Consider the following 15,120-nt stretch of genomic DNA (forward strand, 5'->3'; position numbering starts at 1 on the left):
ATAACGGATCCACGAGAAGGAAAGGACAGCCAATGCCACCGTCATGCACGTCCCGGACACACCCACCAACACAAAACCGCAGGCCAGAGGCACACCAGCCCGACGGGCTCAAGATAATCCAGCCGCAGGTTGGCCACTCCTATGCGTCGACTACCGGGCTCTATACCTCGGTATCGTCGGACTTCAAGCAGAAAACCGTGCAGCAGATGATTGCACGCCGCATCGCGAACTTGGAGGACCCAGATGCCTGAACAGCGCCGGATCGGCTACCGCTGGAACCTGCGAGCCCTGATGGCAAAGCAGAACCTCTGGAAGACCACCGAATTGATGCCGCTCCTGAAATCCCGTGGCATCAACCTTTCCGAAAGCCAGGTCTACAGGCTGGTCACCTCCACGCCGGAGCGCATTCCTGCAAGGACATTCGCCGCGCTCTGCGACATCCTGGACTGCACACCAAACGACCTTTTCGAACCTTTCGTGGAGATGCGCGCCGCAGCGACAGCGAACGCCCCCAAGCGCAGTGAAGACCTCGGCATCCAACCCGGCAACCCGATCGCCCGACGCGTCCGGCTCGTCGCTCCCGAGGACGGTGAGTAGGCCCCGTAAGGCAGAGGACCCCACCCGCTGGCCTGTCCCCTGCGGCCGCTGCGGCCAGCACCACCAAACAGTCGCGCGCTGGCCCGACGGCGGAGTCTGCGGCTACTGCTATCAGCAGGCAAAACGCACCCGCGGGGTCTGCGAATGCGGCCACGACGGCATCCTGCCCGGAATCATCGATGAACAGCCGGCATGCCGGAACTGCTCGGGCGTTCGGCTCAATATCGACTGCCAGGGCTGCGGCGCCGAAGACGAGCTCTATACCGGTGCGCACTGCTGGGCCTGCGTCCTCGGCGACGTCGTTGATAACCTCCTGACCAACCCGGCCCCGGGAATCATCGCCACGGAACTGATCCCGCTGGCCGCGGCATTAAAGACCATGAAACGGGCCAACAGCGGCATGACCTGGATCCGACAAAAGCACGTCACAGCCTTCCTTCGAAACCTCGCCACCGCACCCACCATCAGCCACGCAACCTTCGACGAACTACCCGACTCACGCACCCGCGAATACGTCCGGGGACTCCTCATCGAACACGGGGTGCTCCCCCAACGAAATGCTTTCCTGACCCGCTACGACAGCTGGGCAACCCAGGCCATGAACCGCGTCAGCGACCCCCAGAACCTTGACGTGATCCGCCGCTACATCCGCTGGCATCACCAACGGCGCATGAATCTCATGGACGAAGTTACGCGCGGCACTTTTCTTCGTGCCAAGCAGGAAGTCACCGTCGCCATCGACTTCCTGAACTGGCTTACCAGTCATGACATCACGTTGCCGGAACTGCAGCAGTCCCACCTTGACGTATGGCAAGCCGAAGGACCCACGACCAGGCGCATCGCTGAGCGCTTCCTCAAATGGGCCATCAAAACCAAAGCCGCCCCAGCTGGGCTCACCATCATTCCGCACCGCCGCGGCACGAGCCCACGACTCCCCAAAGCTGGACAAGACCAAGCACTCCACCACGTCATCCACACCGATGAACTGGAAACCCGCGACCGGGCCGCGGCCATCCTGATCCTCGTCTTCGGACAACAGGCAGAGAACATCGCACGGCTAACCTGGGACGACGTCAGCGTCACCGACGAACTGGTCACCGTTCAACTGGGGACTCTCCAGATCGCATTGCCGGATCCCCTTGCACAGCCGTGGCGGGAGCTCGCCGCAAACCCGGGCCACGAACTGACTGCCGCGCACCCCAACACCAAGTGGGTGTTCCGCGGGGCATCACCCGGACGCCACATCCACCCAGGACACCTCACAACCCGCCTCAGCAAACTCTTCAGCACCCGCGCCGCACGCCTGGGAACACTCCACGAACTCACCAAACTCGCACCCGTGGCCATCATCGCCGAAACCCTCGGCTACTCCCCCACCACCATCGAACGCCACGCCACCGACTCAGCCGCCGCCTACGCCCAATACATTGCCGCCCGAAAGCAGGCAACCTGAATCTAAGGGGTTCGAAAATTCCATGACTTCCCGACGGAAGGAACCTCATGAAACATCAAAAACAAGTGCCCAAGAGGCTGACGATAGGACAAGGCATCCCGATACGGAACCGTGCCACCTGCGAAGCCCACACTCTGGGCGCGGGCGCCATCAAGAAGTGACTGGAGCTCGTCAGCGTCAAGCTTTGTCAGCGCTGATCCTGACAGAGCATCTTCAACCACACCGCGGATTCTTCGCTCGTACGGGTCGGAAAGTTCCAGGCCTACGCGCCGGAGCCATGATTCCAGCGCGTGTCGTGCGCCGGCCCGTTCATCGCCATGCCAACGACGCGGCTCGATAGGGGTAACTTGGTCCCTCGGCGGAGATCGATGACCGGCAGCCTTCTGCAGCCTACGAAGATCGGCATACTCCGCAGCAATCCTGAGATGAACGGCTCGTTCTGCCTCCAACATGTCCAAGGCTGGCAACAAGAAGTCCGTCTCATACCAAGAAAGATTCAACTTCGCTTCAAGGTACGCCCAAGTGGGTTCAAAGCCGATCGGCTGAGCCTGCTGGATCCAGGAACCAAGGGACATAAAGCGATGGCTAAACGGCAACGACGCATCACGAACACGCCCCGACTCACGACCAAAACCCATTGGCTCAGCATAGGCGTTCGGCGAAAACTTCCAGTGACTTCGAAGGCATTGGACGGCCACCCCGGGACGGACCTACTCCCGGCTCACGAATACCCGTGCATGCCAGTTAAAGTACGGGAGTGGAAGTAGCTGCGAGAACTCCACTAGGCCAGCCATTGGCCCAGTCGGGCAGTCGCCGGAGACACGCTCATGGCGCAGCGGGGCCAGGAATGCCTGCTCAGCCGAAGAGCGCCGGCGTCGGGATGTTCAGCAGTCGCCGTGTCCACGTAAAGCTACCCGCCCCGTTGCCAGGATAGAGCCACATGGAACCCGCGATGTCGCGGGCGATGACGTCGGCATGTCCGTCATAGTCAAAATCCCCGGGGGCGGCAATCAGATCCATCTTCTGCCAGCCCCAACCAACCTGCACGCGGCTCATCCACCCGCCAGTCCCGTTTCCCGGATACAGCCACATCGCACCACCTGTATCCACCGCAAGAACGTCCGGCTTACCGTCCGCGTTGAAGTCGCGTCCACTGAAGATGGAGGCCATGATGTTCCATCCCGACCCGACCTGGGTGCGCCCGGGCAGCCACCCACCAGAGCCGTCGCCCCGATACATCCACAACACCCCTGCTCCGTCGCGTGCCAGAACATCGGAGGCGCCGTCACCGTTCCAGTCGCCAGGTGAAACCATGGCTGTCATAACGTCCCAGCCCCACCCGACCTGTTCCGCGTCCGCCCCGCCAATGCCGGTACGCAGGTACAAGCCGCCGTCGCTGCTGCGGAACATCCAATCGGCTTGGGCGTTTCCATCCCAGTCCCCCGGCGTAACCAAGGCATCCGCGTCCAAAACGACAGTGTTTCCAGGGCCCAGACCCTGCCCTTCCCAGCCGGGCTTGCCCTCATAGACGATCACTCCGCCTTGGTCAGTGATGGTGACCAGGTCGGAATAAACTACACCCCAGTCCCACCACAGCTGAATGAAGTTGTGCCAGGAGTCATCTGCCCGGGCAGGAGCAGCCATCGCGGGCTGGGTAAGCGTCATGGCAACTACAGCAGAAAGGATCATGACCAGACGGCGCACGGTAGCCCCCCAATTGTTAGCGCACCCCAGCGAAACGCTCTTGCCGCGAGGGTACCCGGCCTGCCATAGCCGCCGCAATAATCACTGTTGCGTTTCCAACGCAGGCTTCGAACACCGTCGTTTGCTGGCGGCGCTGATCGTCGGTTGGATCCTGCCGTCGAGGATGTTTCGCCAGCTGCTGATGGGGTGCTGCTAGCGAAAACGCCGTCACCCGAAAAGCTGCGGAGTTGGGATGTCCATGACGCTTCTAGCACCGGTGAAGCCCCCGCTTCCGTTTCCGGGGTAGAGCCACATGGTGCCAGTGTTGTCCCGGGCGATGACATCGCCGTACCCGTCGTTGTCGTAATCGCCCGGGGCGGTGATCAGGTCCATGCCCTGCCACGCCCACCCGATCTGAATGCGGTCCAGCCATCCGCCGTACCCGTTGCCTGGGTAGAGCCACAGCTGCCCGTTGGTGTCCCTGGCGATCACGTCCGAGGGCCCGTCGCCACTGAAATCATGTCCGCTGAAAATGGCCGTCATGACGTTCCACCCCCAGCCGACCTGGGTCCGGCCGGGAAGCCAGCCGCCGTGACCGTTGCCCTTGTACATCCACAGGGCACCAGTGCTGTCCCTGGCAAGGACGTCTGCGGCTCCGTCACCGTTCCAGTCACCCGGGGAGGCCACGGCCGTCATGACGTCCCAGCCCCAACCGATCTGGCCCACAGGGGTAGTCCTGCTCCAGCCGGCCCTCACGTGCAGCCCGCCGTCGGTGGCCCGCCCCATGAGCATGGACACAATCTTGCAACACATTCAGGTCGGGTAGTCATTATTTCGTGGTGACCACCCGACCTGCTTTTTGTAGACACAGGCCAGACCGCACACGTCTCATGCCAAACTATCTCGCGTAGCCGATCTTCATTCCAGTCATAAGGAACATAGTTGCAGTAATCCCCCCGTCACCGTGCATTTCATCGTGCGGGTCTTACGTACATGCCGTTAGCTAGTTTCGACGCGGGTCCGAACGAGGTTTCGGTGACGCGCGGTGAGGGACCGACTAACGGACAAGCTCTGGGTAGCGGGAGAGTTCTCGAAGATTCTTGTTCTCGGCCTTTGTCCCAAGTCGTCACCATAAATTGTTCACTCTGCAAAACTACGACGACCTTCAATAACTGATCATTGGCCTGAGGATCCCGACATTCTTTTCCGTTTCCGCGGCGGCGGCCAACGAAAATCAATCTGCACCGGCCTCGTGTCCGTCTTCGGATCGGGAACGCCCCTTTTCCGTCGCCGGGCCCGCGCGTTCCAGTCCTGACGCGCCCAATAGACAAGAAGCCAGGCGAAGAGACCAAAGCCGACCGGCATAAACAGGCGGGCCCATTGACTGTCTGATGCCGAGAACACGACTGACAAGACCAGTGCGACGAGAGCAATAACTATGATCACCGCGGCAAAGGTGGTCATGAACCAGAGGGGAGCCACTACCGGGACGTACTTTCCATTGAGGGTGATTTCATCCCGTCGATAGCTACAGAGACCACCGTCTGCCGTCCAGGCAAGGACTCGGTCCTCTCCCGTGGCAACGGCGCGGTCATGCCAGCGCTTCACGCCCTCCTCGATTTCCCGATGCAAAGTCACGTCTTCCGTCTGCGCTGCAGCAGCGCTAACCGATTCCGTCAAGCATTCCCCCCCCCCCCCCCCGCAGATTTATCTACCGTGGCCTCAGGAGAACGCCTAAGAAGACCAGCCCGGTGGTGGCTACGATACCGGCTGCCACCTTCGACCACGCGAGTTGATGCTCATAGGTCTTGAACTGATTACCCTCAGGCAGCCACGCCCAACCGTCGACACCGAAACGTGCCATGACGTTGCGAATCAGGTACAGCACAGAGCCGCTGAGTATCAGGAAGGCCCCGACGATAGCGAGGAAGGAATCGCCCATCTAAGTACCTGACCACGGTGGCCGGAGAATGAGCGTCAGCACCACAATCAGCAGGCCCCCAACGATCAGCACTGAGCAGAAGAACACCCCGAGCACCTCGAAGCCCCGGACCCGTTCCTCATCTGATTCCGTGTGTTCATCAGGGTGCGATTCGGACGTGGAGAAGGCGGAGTGCCGGCCGAGCATTTCCAAGGCGGCCCGATACTGCAGGTGGGCGATCCACTTCCTGATCGGCAGCCACACCAAGCCGATCCCTATGAAGACGAGCCCAAGTGTCATGCTTCCCCCTCAAGTCCTCGTCGTTTCATCATCCTAGAAGCGATTACCTCTGTTAGTCCGACCTGGCGGTATTAATCAATCGTGCATATCTAGAATCTTCGGCTAATACGACCCGCAAGCCGCTGTCGATGGCCAGTAGCTCTCGGGCCCCTTCATCCGGTTAGGGATCCCGTGACGGGCGCCGCTGTTGACGCGGAGCAACAAAAAATGCCGCTACGAGGATTCAGCTGGAACCCCTTCTAGTGAAGGAGAACGTAGAAAACTACCGCTAGTCCGGGAAAGAGTGCCTGGCCGATGGCACTGACCAGAAGGCGCTTCTCGGTGACCCACAGCCAAAAACCAAGGAAGATGTGGCAGGCGCAGCAGAAGATTATTATCGCTGACCCACTGGCGGGAGTGCCCGAGAAGTTCACTAGCCACAGACCTACTGCTATTCCAAGCCCAAAAGTGATGTTGTAGGCACCAACGTTCATCGCCCACATCCGCGCTGGACGCACGTCGTCAGGTCGGATGAGGAAGATCCGATGAAAGCGTTGATCGCCATGGAAGAAGATCTCCAGGATGCCAACGCTTATCAGCGCAAGGCCAGTGAACCCCGCGAGTATCTGGCTCAGCAAATTCATCCCGTGCTCCTGGAGAAATCCTGCATCTCAGCTTGTGTAGGCAAGTTACGCCCCAGGCACGGAGACCTTCAAGGGCGGACTGCAAACGCAGCCCTGACGATTCTGGGACCTGCCAGCTTCGCCGCGCAAAGTGCCTCAACGCCCGCTGAGGGATCCCCCAACGGGCGTCGTCGTATGCCCGGCTGCCCACCCTTCAGTCAGACTACGGAACGTCGGGCGAATAACCCTTACAGCCAGCGGACGCCGTGCCCGTCCATTCCGATCACGTCCAGGCCATCGGTGGTTTCTACGCCATGGGCAAACCGTACCAAGGCAACTCCGCCCTTCGTGCGCTCGAACTCAGCTTCTATCCACAGTTCAAACGGGAACGTCGACGCAGCCGTGATGTTGGCACGGGTGAGGACGGGGGCCTTCTCAACGATCCGATGAGTCCGATCCTCCGCGTCGACAATGTCGACCTCGATCCATCCCGGGAAGTGGTCGTCTGCCCATCGAACCGCAGTAGCCCGAACGATCACACGCGTCATACCGCGATTGTTTCATTGGATCCAGTGGAGGGTGAGCAAAACAGAGAAGAGATGACAAGCCGCCGTGTCAATTGATTGCGGGGAGGGGCTTCCGAGCCGGTCTCATCAGGTCTGGCTCGTACGCCTGCTAGTGCCGCACAACGAATGACCTGACCCTGCCGTTAATCATCTGACCTTGCCCAGGAAGCCCGTTGAGGGATCCTCAACCGGGCGCTTGATGACATCAGGATCCCGGCGTGTTCCAGGGCCGGTGTCTCTGGAACACTGCTCCCGGATCCGTCATGAAATATTTGTTCCAAGCGTTAGTACGTAGCGGATAAAGGGCCGCCCGGAATCCTCAAATAGTCCGTGATCTGTGGGCCGCCAACCTGTGCTCTCGTAAATCCTGCGGGCGGGAAGATTTTCTGCCAGGACCCTGAGAGTGGCTTCTGCGAACTGCTCAAGCGCAAGCGAGTAAGTGAGTCTCGTCAGCAACGATTTTCCCAAGCCTTGCGACTGGCTTTCTGGGTCCACTGCCAGCAGTGTGAGGTGCGCCGTTCGGGCCGCACCTGGTTGAGTGCTGTCCGTTGCCATCGCAAACCCATGGATCCTCGAAGCGCTTTCTGCGATGGAGAGGATGTTTCCTCCACCAGTGAGTTTCTCCAACGCTCTGCGCCTCACTTGGGGATCTCGGGGTGTGCTGTCGCGCGTGGCCAAGGCGTGCATCCAAAGTTCTGCACACCGGGAGAAATCTGACTCGACTCCCTCACGAAAGCTGATCGGCTGCGGTGGAGTCCGACTATTTGAACTTTGCATCGAGTCATTTGTAGCAGGAAACCGAAACTGACGGGCGGCAGTTCATGGAGAGCTGCGGGACGATGGCGGACCCCAGCAATGGTCTCTCGTAAGCCGGTGGACGGCTGGCGGCCGCTGCCCGGTGAAGGATCCCCTTACGTTCCGTCGCTCGGAAACCCCTCCACCGCCGACACTGAGACGCTTCACGCCGAGACGACTAAACGAGACCCCCGTGGTGCACGGAAATCCTGATTATCTGGCTTGCCAGCCGCAGATGCAGCAATGCCTCAGGAAGCATTTGTTTTTCAAGACTCTGGATCGGCTCTCCGAGATGCGTTGGCGTTCGTTTGCCCCAACCTGAATTATCACTTGATAGACCGCTACTGTGACTAGGACGGATGACGCTTCTTGCCTTCCTGCTAGTACCCCGGACAATGATGTACATGAGCGGTGAGATTGACTCATCGACTGGCTGGTTCCCCGTCGATCAACCGCTGCGACGGGAAGAACCCCGGGAAGGGCGGACCGTAGGACAAGGAGGCCCCGTGGCAGGCTTTTCTTCGGCTGATCGCGCACTCAGCGATGCCTTCCGCACGCTTGCGCAGACCCCGTTCAGCACTCAGACCACGGAGGCGATCATGCGGGTCGTCCGCGAGCCGCACCAACGGCGCGGCTATGCCGCTCCGGGTATCGAGCGCGACATCGCCTACGGGCCCGACCCCCGCCAACGGCTCGACGTCCACTATGATCCAGAAGCTGTGAACCAGCAGGTGCCGGTGCTGGTGTGGGTGCCTGGCGGCGGCTTCGTCTTCAGCACGAAGTGGCAGCCCGGCACCCCGCATTGGGACAATATCGGTGCTTGGGCACGCCGCAACCATGCGATCGCGGTCATCATCGACTACCGCCTCGCCCCGCAGTACACCTGGCCCGTAGCGGCCGGAGACCTCGCGTCGGCCATCGAATGGGTGCGGCAAAACATCATCGCGTACGGCGGCGATCCCAACCGCATCGTGCTCGCCGGAGCGTCCTCAGGCGCAGCACATGTAGCTTCTTTCGTGGCCGGCCACGGCGGTGACCCCGGCAGCCTGGCCGGGGTGGTCGTCGTGTCAGGCATCTATGCCCCGGCCTCGGTAACCGAGGCCCCGCTCAGCATCCTTGTCGGCAAGTACTACGGCGTCGACCACGACGAACTCAGGGCCCGGTCCTCCGTGCCCGGGCTGGCCGCCTGGCCGGGGCCACTCTTGGTCACGGTGGCCGAATTCGACCCTGCAACCTTACAGCAGCAGGCCCTCCTCCTACTGGCCGAACGTTTCCAGGCACGCGGTGCGCTCCCGTACTTCGCGGTAGACCCCGGACACCTGCATGCGTCCGACGTGTTCTCGCTGGGCATCGACGACTCAGCGCTCGATCTCATGATGCGCCGACTACTGGCCGAGGTCACAAGCTGACTGCCCGGTATGCAGGCTGCGACCAGAGGATCCTTGACCGAACCCGAGCTGGTTCGTACTGTGCAGCGTCCCGCATCGCGGCCGCCCTGCGGACCGGAGTCGTCCCGGCCGACCTTCGCGCTGCACTGTACAACGCGGCCGCGCTCATTCCCGGAGTCACCGTCGTAGACAGGGAAGGGAACCTTGGCGGCAAGGTAGGCACAGCAATCGGAATCGAGCATCCGAACAGAAAAACCCGGACGGACATCATCGTTGATCCAGCCACCGGGCTGCTGATTGGAGAACGGGTGGTCACACTGAAAGCCGGCGAGACCTTCCCGGCAGGAACAGCAACCTCCTGGACCTCAGTCCAGACCTCAGTGGTCAATTCAGCCCCATAACCTCCAAGCAACCGCACAACGGCCCCCGGCTTAGGCCGGGGGCTTTGCTGTGTCCGCTCCCCAGCGAAGGGAGTGCCTCAGGAAGGTCTGCTCTTGAAAGCTCCTACTCATGGCCCCGCCGCCCTCAGCCCAGGAGTACACGCGGTACGCCGGGGCGTTCATCTGGAGGGTCTGATCCCGCGGGCCGATTCGTTCTGCTCGCATCCACTGACCGTACTCCTCGGCACCGAATTGCCACGTCCGGTAAGGGATCCTTTACCGGGCGTCGAGGACTTCACGTTGATTCCAAGCAACAGAGAGGCCACCAACGGGAGGGATCTCCAGCTTTGGGTCCTCGGTTCTGACCAGACACATCATGCGGTGGCCGAATAGAGCGGCGTAAGTTGCTTGCCTCGCGAAGATGTCTAGGAGGTGATGGGCTGTCGGCGCGTCCCTGCCTTCGAAGGTTTCATACCCGTCGATCGCGAGAACTAGCCCGGTATCTGTTGGGGTCCAGCCATAGGTTTGAACGGCTACGTCGCTGAGGCAATCGTTGAGAGCAGCCAGGTTTGAGCCGTAGTAATCAGGGAAATCTAGAGCTTGGGCAATGTCTTGATGGAGATCAGCCTGGGATTGCCATGCAGCAGCGTCTACCTGAACGACTTTGTAGCGGTGGTCTCGTAACCACGACACTGTTTCGTCGAGGATCGATCGCTGATGAAACAGGTTGATGAAGCCGTTCTGGATCAACAAAAAGTCCAGCGGATGAGTAAGCTCGTCGGCCAAGTCCCAAATTGCCATGAGGAAACTGTATTGCCCCTTGCAGCTGCGAGGGGCAATACAGCATTCCGCGGTCTACTCATAAACTCTTGCGGCAAGCAGCATGTGGCCGAGCATTTCCCAGGATGGTGCTTCGGGGACTGGTTCGCCCCGGTTATTGAACCAACCGTCCATATTTCGGGTCCATGCACCCAAGACTCCAAGAATCTGTCCAGGTCGGGATTCTCCCAGGATTCCGGATCTTCATGCAGGTTATCTCTGAGTTGGTCAATGAGGTCAGCCAACTCAAGCCGATTCATTCCGGGTTTCGGCCGCAGCTCCGGTGCCATTGTTTTCCTCCCCGAATCACGATGGACACTCCACCGTTGGTGATGCTGAATTTATAACCCTCACCGGCCACGGGCACACCCGTGCCGCCTTAGAGGCGTAGCGACGGGGCGGTAGAGGATCGGCTAACGGGCGCTCGATGGGCCGCAGAGACCTCTTCAAGTCCAAGGGCTGCGGCACTGCGTAAACTCGTGGCTAGCAGGAAGGGGCGTGGCATGACGAGGCGGAAAGTGCACGGTGTCTGGGTGTTGTACCTACTGCCGATCTTCTTCCTCTTCGGCTTTGTCATGTGGCTAATGCAAAATATCCTGCATTGGTTCTGAGCCTTACCCCTTTCATGTTGCTCGGCTCGGACTTCGTGAACTGGATCGTCGGGGCAGGCACCTTCAATTCCCCCGAGCAGGCAGGGGCATTGAAGTACTCACGCGCACCGGCTTCGCCCGGTAGAGGACCGATGCTTACGGGCGCTTAGGAGCGGTTATGGCTTATGACCTGTCTTCCCCTGCGGTCGGCCGTGTGCCTGGTCATGATAAAGAAAACCCGAGCCCGCCACTTATCCAGAAGGGGGCATACCATGTCTACCTACCCGGCATTGGGAGAGATGCGAACGACCTCAAACGACTTGGAGGAAGATAGCCGTGAATGAGAGGGACGATAATTTCCCACGCAGCAAGCGGACAACTGAGGCGTACCTCAGCGTCTTCAAGCCCCTGATCTGGAATGTTCCCCTTGTTATAGCCTTCGTCGTTTTCGCGCTGACAACGCGGCCTTCATTTGGCGACGCGGTTCCCGTGTTCATTTTGACCGCCCTATTTGTTGCCATGTGCATCCCGGTGGCTATCGCAGCGTCCCGACTTCCCGCCCTAAACCGTTCCGAACAGCAGGACAAGGAAAACCTCAACCGAGGACTTCGGCCAGATGGCAACCCCCTTTCATAATCTGGGGGTGATGATTTGGGGAAAGTAATCGCCGAGCAGACGTGCCAGTATTCGTCTGTAGCAGAATGGCTGTCTAGGGAAGGGACCGGGGCTCTCAAGCTCCCTCGGCCGGTCGTATCTCCTCAAAACGGATGGGTGCTTGGATGAAGGAGAAGGACGGGTCCATCAAGGCGACATGGGATGGGTTCTTTGCCATGTTCGGCCCGTTTCAGCTAGCCAACATCTTGTTACTTTGGCCATCCCCACACGGGAACCGCTGCGGACCTCTCTAGTCTCGTTGATGATTAGCTGGAAGTGGTCACTAGCGCCCGCGGCCGCTCCTGTAATGCCATGAGGAGAACCATCAGTTGGCCGGCGCTGTTGATCGCGGGGCGGCAGCAGTGGCGGTTCTGTGATCACCGGCGGGTGGTCAGTTGGTTTCCTGTGGGCGGGTGATGAGCCATGGCCGGTGCTTCTCGTCTCGGGTGATTCCTAAATCAGTTGGCCGGAACCGGTTGCGTGGAACGCTCTGGATGGTCCCGCCGATTGATCGAGCGAGACGCTCGTTGAATTTATAGGCGGCGAGGTTGGTGTCCATAGTGGCCATCGCGATATCGCGGTGGGGCTGCCAATGAGCGATGGCGCTAAGCAGCGCGCTCCCCACTCCTTGCTTTTGCACGGAGGGAACCACGGTTACCAGTTGAATGAACAGTGGATCCGAAGAGGTGCGGCCCGTGATCGCACAACAAAAGCCAACTGGATGACCAGCGATTTCTGCCAGCAAAACGAACTGCCTGCGAATCCTCGATACATTGCCTTCGACAGAGTGAATGTTGCTTGACTCGCAACTCATCTGGATCCATCGCATTGAACGGCCGTCCGGTTCGGTCTGATCCGCATTGCGTATCAAGACCTCCGAAGATGGCAATGCCTGCACTCCTGCCTTCCACGCAACGAACGCTGGTTCGTTGTATGGGGAGAAAGGATTGGACATGCTTGAACTTTATCGGAGACGAACACTCGCTCCAGCACTTTCCCGCCGGAACAACGAACCAGTAGGTGCCAGTAACCAAATCCTTTACCGGGCGCCCAGTTAAGGGCATTGCCGTCTGGATCGCCGTGGCTGTTAAACGTCGTATTCCACATCGGCGAAGGCTTCGACCTCGTCGCGAAGCTGCTCCGCAATCTTCGCTCCCTCAGCTCTCCATGCGTTCTCAGCATCCGGCGAACTCCAGCCGCTCACGTGCAATTTTTCCGCTTCCCAGGCGTCGTACCATGCTCGAAGCCGGGCGGTGAGGGCCGGTGAGAGTCCGAAGTCCGCCGGCTCCATGGTGTATTTGGTCGGGTGCTCGGCCGTGCTGTTCTCCCAGAGCGGCCATAAATGACCGTAGTCAGGGAACAGGCGGATAATGCGACGAGCTGGCTTGTCTGGCATGACCGAATGCTAGTCCTGATCGCAGATCGCGACACTCCCCTGGAAAACGGCTCTGCACTTCTCTGCCTCAAACAGGTGTCCTTAATCCAGATGACGGCCGTACGGTGAGGGATCGGCTTACGTGCACGTAATGAGGCGGCATCTGCTACCGCGCATGTTCACGCAAAAGGGCCAAATGATCATCTGAGATTGCGCGGATAGGCTGGTCTGGGTCCAGCGGACAGAAAAATTCGCCTGCTGAAGTTAAGGGGTTTTGCGAAGGATTAGGCAAGCAATTCTTATTGCGCGCAGATGTCAGTTTCAGCATTGTGAGAAGCAGAACCTAGAGCTTCGAGCGCCAGCGGGTGACTGCTCTCTCCCGGTGATTTCGACGCTGATGGTCACGATGACGTCCTGGCCAAGGAGCGCGAGGGAAAGCTGATTCTGTATCCAGGGAACGGCAAAGGCGGCTGGGGATCCCCGAGACAAGTCGGTCAAGGCTGGAACGTTTTCAACAGAGTATTTTCACGAGGTGACTTCAACGGTGATTCCAGTCCCGACCTCTTGGCCACAGACGTCAGCGGGCGGTTGCACCTTTATCCGAGTGACGGGCGAAGGGGCTGGCTTAGCCCAAGGTAATTGGTAAAGGATGGTCATCCTTTAAGTACGTTGGAAGCTTCGGAGACACGAGCCTCAACGGGTGGAACGATCTCGCGGGAGTCGACTCGAACGGGAACCTGTTCATATATACACAGAGGGCAGGCGTTTGGCAGGAGCGGTACTGGATCGGCCCAGGATGGGGCTCATTCGCGTCCCTGTTCTAATTCATCGAGCGATCTCTCGGTTTTGACTGACCGGCCGTGGGCGGAACTTCCGCCTCATCACCGTCCATGACGTCACGCTAACTTGACGCCATGGACGGTGATGCCATCAACCAAGCCCTCAACAGCGGGGATGTCCACGAGTTGCTCAAAGTATGGCAAGCCTAGGACTTTTACCGGCGAGGGATCGAAGAACAAGAAACATATCTGCCCGACCTCCACAACGCCGTATCCGCGCGCGCAGTCCTGGAAGACTGACGTGCACGCAAGAGACTTACCACTCCCCTAGCTGCCAGTCGGGTAGCGGGAGTAGAACTGGCCACCTGACTAACCGCTCCCTGCCAGCTGCCCTCGCCGATGTCGGCGCGCTCGGGTGACTAGCGTCCGCCGCAAATTCATCGAAAGTCTCGTCCGGGAGTGGCCGGTAGAAATATCCAGCAAGCCGCGGACTGGCATTAAAAATTAAAGTCGGTATGGTGATGGGTAGATAGCGTTTAGAAAGGCGTGATTCCAGTGTCTGGCAAGTCTCCGAGAAATGTTGGGACCAAAAAAGCAGGAAAATCTATCCTTGAAAAAAGAGCTGCAAAAAGGGCAAAAAACAGTACCAGTGAAAATCTCTTCCAAAAACCGCGTAAAAACCAACGGTGACACGTCGCCCTTACGCTCCGTCTTGGTAGTGGAGCTGGTACCGGAGGCACGGCGATGTCTGAGAATTCCGCCAGCCCAGAAATGGAAGGGATGAATTATGTATTGGGAGCGCATTGCCCTGATTGTCCCCGCTCCCCTCAGGCAGCCCGTCCGCGTCGAAAGGATCGAGGCGACATTGCTTACCCGGCAAAGGCTGCTTGAAGGAAACGTCGAAGCAATTACCTGCAACGGTTGGCACGTTTATTTGAACGACGAGGCAGGGTCTATTCCGCTGCCCCTGAATTCCCGGGCCGAGGTTTTGCTCCGCGAAGCGGGCCCGGAGATCGAACAGCCCGTCAGGGGGACAGCTGTTCTTCTTGGCCATGACGCCCACGGCGAGGAGAAAGATGCACCCGCTCATTTACTCCAGCTGGCCGAGCAACTTTTCGATACGGCTCTTGCCCCGTAGCCACAGGGAGATAACTACCGCTTCGAGGTCGGTCAGCGGCTAAGGCCCTTACAGACGGAATTCCATCTGTAAGGGCCTTT

Annotated in this window: 18 protein-coding genes and 1 pseudogene; 6 read left to right on the plus strand and 13 right to left on the minus strand. The window is 59.5% G+C overall.

Annotation, left to right across the window (positions count from 1 at the left end; translation table 11 throughout):
• Positions 1-243: 243 nt before the first annotated feature.
• Together KSW38_RS14675 and KSW38_RS14680 are read left to right on the plus strand one after the other, a co-directional pair.
• Positions 244-597: a helix-turn-helix domain-containing protein gene (locus tag KSW38_RS14675; protein WP_216925664.1), complete on the plus strand. Its 354-nt coding sequence runs from the start codon at positions 244-246 to the stop codon at positions 595-597.
• Entirely contained in the window at positions 590-2,050 is a 1,461-nt protein-coding gene (locus tag KSW38_RS14680; RefSeq protein WP_216925665.1) for a site-specific integrase, read from the plus strand. Before KSW38_RS14675 ends, KSW38_RS14680 begins: the two co-directional genes overlap by 8 nt.
• Positions 2,051-2,905: 855 nt before the next feature.
• On the opposite strand, the gene KSW38_RS14685 is transcribed toward KSW38_RS14680, so the two are convergent.
• The 8 genes from KSW38_RS14685 to KSW38_RS14720 all read right to left on the minus strand — a co-directional run bounded on the left by KSW38_RS14685 (position 2,906) and on the right by KSW38_RS14720 (position 7,899).
• On the minus strand, positions 2,906-3,739 hold the full coding sequence (locus KSW38_RS14685; protein WP_216925666.1) for an FG-GAP repeat domain-containing protein: 834 nt from the start codon (positions 3,737-3,739) through the stop codon (positions 2,906-2,908).
• Positions 3,740-3,961: 222 nt separating this feature from the next.
• A complete protein-coding gene (locus tag KSW38_RS14690) occupies positions 3,962-4,525 on the minus strand; it encodes an FG-GAP repeat domain-containing protein (protein WP_216925667.1) in 564 nt (187 codons plus the stop codon).
• A 384-nt stretch (positions 4,526-4,909) separates the two neighbouring features.
• A complete protein-coding gene (locus KSW38_RS14695; RefSeq protein WP_216925668.1) occupies positions 4,910-5,197 on the minus strand; it encodes a hypothetical protein in 288 nt (95 codons plus the stop codon).
• A 247-nt stretch (positions 5,198-5,444) separates the two neighbouring features.
• Positions 5,445-5,675, minus strand: a complete 231-nt coding sequence (locus KSW38_RS14700; RefSeq protein ID WP_216925669.1) for a hypothetical protein — start codon at positions 5,673-5,675, stop codon at positions 5,445-5,447.
• Complete coding sequence (locus KSW38_RS14705; protein WP_216925670.1) at positions 5,676-5,954, minus strand: hypothetical protein; 279 nt, start codon at positions 5,952-5,954, stop codon at positions 5,676-5,678. It lies immediately after the preceding gene.
• Positions 5,955-6,193: 239 nt separating this feature from the next.
• The gene (locus KSW38_RS14710; protein ID WP_216925671.1) at positions 6,194-6,577 is read right to left on the minus strand and encodes a DUF1304 family protein; all 384 of its coding nucleotides are present in this window, start codon (positions 6,575-6,577) and stop codon (positions 6,194-6,196) included.
• Between the two features lie 227 nt (positions 6,578-6,804).
• Positions 6,805-7,104, minus strand: a complete 300-nt coding sequence (locus tag KSW38_RS14715) for a hypothetical protein (protein ID WP_216925672.1) — start codon at positions 7,102-7,104, stop codon at positions 6,805-6,807.
• Positions 7,105-7,383: 279 nt separating this feature from the next.
• Positions 7,384-7,899, minus strand: a complete 516-nt coding sequence (locus tag KSW38_RS14720; RefSeq protein WP_308169384.1) for a GNAT family N-acetyltransferase — start codon at positions 7,897-7,899, stop codon at positions 7,384-7,386.
• Between the two features lie 524 nt (positions 7,900-8,423).
• Here KSW38_RS14720 and KSW38_RS14725 point away from each other — a divergent pair.
• Positions 8,424-9,326, plus strand: a complete 903-nt coding sequence (locus KSW38_RS14725) for an alpha/beta hydrolase (protein ID WP_216925674.1) — start codon at positions 8,424-8,426, stop codon at positions 9,324-9,326.
• A gap of 635 nt (positions 9,327-9,961) precedes the next feature.
• On the opposite strand, the gene KSW38_RS14730 is transcribed toward KSW38_RS14725, so the two are convergent.
• Positions 9,962-10,486 carry a barstar family protein gene (locus KSW38_RS14730; RefSeq protein ID WP_216925675.1) on the minus strand — a complete coding sequence of 175 codons (525 nt, stop codon included), beginning with the start codon at positions 10,484-10,486 and terminating at the stop codon, positions 9,962-9,964.
• 54 nt (positions 10,487-10,540) lie between these two features.
• Positions 10,541-10,794 (minus strand): annotated as a pseudogene (locus KSW38_RS23830) (DUF7660 family protein).
• 636 nt (positions 10,795-11,430) lie between these two features.
• Between KSW38_RS23830 and KSW38_RS14735 the strand changes: the two are divergent.
• The gene (locus tag KSW38_RS14735; protein ID WP_216925676.1) at positions 11,431-11,730 is read left to right on the plus strand and encodes a hypothetical protein; all 300 of its coding nucleotides are present in this window, start codon (positions 11,431-11,433) and stop codon (positions 11,728-11,730) included.
• A 409-nt stretch (positions 11,731-12,139) separates the two neighbouring features.
• Here KSW38_RS14735 and KSW38_RS14740 read toward each other — a convergent pair whose 3' ends face one another.
• Both KSW38_RS14740 and KSW38_RS14745 read right to left on the minus strand, forming a co-directional pair.
• On the minus strand, positions 12,140-12,703 hold the full coding sequence (locus KSW38_RS14740) for a GNAT family N-acetyltransferase (protein ID WP_216925677.1): 564 nt from the start codon (positions 12,701-12,703) through the stop codon (positions 12,140-12,142).
• Between the two features lie 132 nt (positions 12,704-12,835).
• Positions 12,836-13,144: a hypothetical protein gene (locus KSW38_RS14745; protein ID WP_216925678.1), complete on the minus strand. Its 309-nt coding sequence runs from the start codon at positions 13,142-13,144 to the stop codon at positions 12,836-12,838.
• 423 nt (positions 13,145-13,567) lie between these two features.
• On the opposite strand from KSW38_RS14745, the gene KSW38_RS23445 reads away from it, so the two are divergent.
• Positions 13,568-13,762 carry a hypothetical protein gene (locus KSW38_RS23445; protein ID WP_254186553.1) on the plus strand — a complete coding sequence of 65 codons (195 nt, stop codon included), beginning with the start codon at positions 13,568-13,570 and terminating at the stop codon, positions 13,760-13,762.
• A 257-nt stretch (positions 13,763-14,019) separates the two neighbouring features.
• Here the strand turns inward: KSW38_RS23445 and KSW38_RS23645 are convergent, their stop codons facing one another.
• The gene (locus tag KSW38_RS23645; protein ID WP_256449733.1) at positions 14,020-14,142 is read right to left on the minus strand and encodes a hypothetical protein; all 123 of its coding nucleotides are present in this window, start codon (positions 14,140-14,142) and stop codon (positions 14,020-14,022) included.
• 547 nt (positions 14,143-14,689) lie between these two features.
• Here KSW38_RS23645 and KSW38_RS14755 point away from each other — a divergent pair.
• Positions 14,690-15,040: a DUF3846 domain-containing protein gene (locus KSW38_RS14755; RefSeq protein WP_216925679.1), complete on the plus strand. Its 351-nt coding sequence runs from the start codon at positions 14,690-14,692 to the stop codon at positions 15,038-15,040.
• Positions 15,041-15,120 lie beyond the last annotated feature (80 nt).

It is taken from the genome of Paenarthrobacter aromaticivorans (genome assembly GCF_019038615.1).
Lineage (GTDB): Bacteria > Actinomycetota > Actinomycetes > Actinomycetales > Micrococcaceae > Arthrobacter > Arthrobacter aromaticivorans.